Source organism: Candidatus Poribacteria bacterium, from assembly GCA_028820845.1.
GTDB lineage: Bacteria > Poribacteria > WGA-4E > WGA-4E > WGA-3G > WGA-3G.
The window spans coordinates 1-2,885 of record JAPPII010000006.1 but is presented as its reverse complement, the minus strand read 5'-3'; the positions used below and the strand labels follow the sequence as shown (position 1 = coordinate 2,885).

Sequence of the window (2,885 nt, the reverse complement as noted above, 5' to 3'; positions counted from 1 at the left end):
TGGCGGAAACACGCAAAGACCGCATGAGTATCTTGACAAAATATTTACACACCCGGTCATGTCTGCAGGATGTTTCATCAAAGCCGTGAAAGGCAGCAAGCCAACAGCCTCCGGGTCTAAAAACGCTTCACCCGCTAACTCATACACCCGAATCACATTATACTGAAACCAACCACCCCCGCGTTGCTCATTGCCATACCTATAGAAACCCGGATCCCTTCGTCCCGCAGGGGGACGGAAATACAACACCGTGGAATAGACGTTCTTCTTATGCTCAAGGGACAGGACGCTCGAATATGCCAACATCCGTAACGGCATCGGCTGATGGGTACTGTCGTCGGTTTGCGCTTCTATATGCAGGATCGCCTCCTCATCGGGCAGCCGAACAGGAAACGTCATATCGCTGTGATGCATTCGAACCGTGATGTGCTCTGTGTTCAGTGGCTCTCCGACTTCTACCTCAGGTGTCTTGAGGGCTAACGCTGCTAATGAACCTGGAAACCCCTTGGTAACGTGCTTGAAGACTTCATCATAGTAGGGCATACAAGTATTATACATGACGGTCAGAAAAATAGCAAACCGAAAAATAGATAGCCCCTCTGGATGCCCGAATTTATTCGGGACAGCACACTTTATCCCAACAAGTTGGGGACCTTGGATACGCAAACTAACAGTTTGCGGTACGGGAAATGTTGTAGCATAACCTAATCAACGGTATGAAGTCCGTATGGACTTCACCGAGGTTGTGCAGATGAAGGCGCAAACTAACAGTTTGCGGTACGGTTATCACAGAAATCAAATAATCACAAAAATCACAGTTCAGACAATTAACCCAAAACTCCCCAACATCGCGCGTTTTTCGCATAAAATAGCCTAAAAACACAAAAAATATAAAATTTTGCGAAAAAATACGAAAAAATGCTAAATTTCAGGATAAATTACTGATTTTTTTGTAATTTTTCTTGATTTTTTTTGTATTATCGCGTATAATTAACCTAAATGAAGTTGGGAGGTTCAATTTCTTAAGTCAGCATAGGAGAAATTTTCACAGGGTACAGCAATTCAATCAGAAATTACGCAATGTTTCAATGCCAATGATTCGGGAGTGCGGTGCTGGCGGAAAATTCTATCTGGACAGACTTCAAGAATGAACCCGTCGCCATATATACATAATATATAAGGTGACAAAACAACTTCACAATACTGCTGAGGTGGAAGCCTCGGCAGAAGGTTAGGTTCAAACGGAAGAATTCGTATACGAATCCCTGGATACGTGTTCTTATTTTTGTGAAAAGATAAAGAGTTAAAGAAAGAGTTTATTTAATTTAGGAGGAAAATAACGTGCAAATTTTGTCAAAATTGACATTTTCCTTAGTTTTGTTTTAATGTTGGCACTCGTTGCTGGCCCAGCATTCGCCTAACAGACAGCTATCAGTCAGACCCTCAACCTTGATACTGATGGTACTAGTAGTCTGTCACATCTAAAGTGAAGGATATAGTTTCTTGAGTTTGATGCGTGCGTCGTCGGTCGTAAACTGCCACTTTACAGTCGCACCTTGCTGATTTCTTCGGCTTTGCCATGTCTGGATCTCCTGTTTTAAGGTAGTTTGGTCGGCTATTCGTCTACAAAGGCACTCTCGAGAGAGCACGGAGAGTTCAATCTCCGCCATGTTTAGCCAACTCCCAGGCTTGGGTGTATAGTGGAACTCAATCTTTTCAGCGATCTGCCGGGCTTCATCGGGAGGAAACGCTTTATACAACGAAGCCGGTTTATGCGTATTCAGATCGTCGCAAACCAGCAGAATCTTTGTAGCATTTGGAAAATGCAGCTCCACTAAGTCTCGGCAGATATGTGCGAAATCAATGCTCGTGCGTTGGTCGGTGACTTCGACATGCCGAAACCCCAAAAGGGGTGCGAAAATCATAAACAGATTGCTCACGCCATTGCGCTCGTATTCGGCATCATATCGACTCGGTAAACCTTTGACGACACCCAGAGGCGGTCGAACTTCTTTGATATGTTGTTTGCTTGTTTCATCAACACAAACCAAAGGATATGCCCTGGCTTCGGGACGCTGATAAAGGTCTAAGACGTTTTCCATCGCAGCGACGAACGCCGCTGAGGCTTTCGGGGGAATACACCATTGCTGCTTTAACCAAGGTCTCAGTGCGTTTTTTTCAGCGTCCGTCTTATCGTTTCATGAGAAACGCTTGAAAAATGGTTCAACTCTACCATTTTCTCTGCTAAGAGACGCAGCGTCCATCTTGAGAAACCCTCCGGGGCTGGCGAACAGGCTAAAGCGATCAGATGTGCTTCTTTTTCGCCATCAAACTTTTGCGGTCTCGATGGTTTTGAACGCTTTTTAGGGGTCAGTGCAGCCGTCAGCCCTTCAAGTGCGAAGGTTTTACGAGTTCTCTCAAGGGTAGGTATGGAGACTTCAACGGCTTCCTTTATCTCCTTATCAGCGTAGGCGGGACCCAACTCGCCTTCATCGGCTTTCAATAAGATCCTGGCACGCGTGAGTTTTCGGGCAGACTCGGTGCCGGAAGCGATCAGATCAAGGAGAGACTCGCGTTGGCTCCGGTCAAGTACAATGGGATATCGTTTCGCTGGCATTACAGACTCCAAGTTATCGGATGTATTTGCTTGACTCGAAGCATACCAGATCTCATATTAACTATCAAACTAATTGTGACAGACTACTAGTAGTCTGTCACATCTAAACTGACAGGTCGTTCGTAGTAGGGCAATTCATTGCCCGTTTCTGACGTGCGATAAATCGCACTACTACGAACTGGGGTTTCCCATCATTTGAAAGTTGACAGAACACTAGTAGTCTGTCAATGTTGAGTTTTAGGATATAATCTTTTGAGTTTGATGCGTG

2 protein-coding genes are annotated in these 2,885 nt (G+C 45.0%); both read right to left on the bottom strand.

What is annotated here, in order from left to right; all coding sequences use genetic code 11:
- Positions 1 to 666: hypothetical protein (locus tag OXN25_01210; protein ID MDE0423464.1), on the bottom strand; the 666-nt coding region annotated here is incomplete at its 3' end.
- An 815-nt stretch (positions 667 to 1,481) separates the two neighbouring features.
- A protein-coding gene (locus OXN25_01205) for an IS630 family transposase (protein ID MDE0423463.1) occupies positions 1,482 to 2,617 on the bottom strand; the annotation gives its coding sequence in 2 pieces (ribosomal slippage) (positions 1,482 to 2,179 and positions 2,179 to 2,617; 1,137 coding nt in all).
- Positions 2,618 to 2,885: the final 268 nt, after the last annotated feature.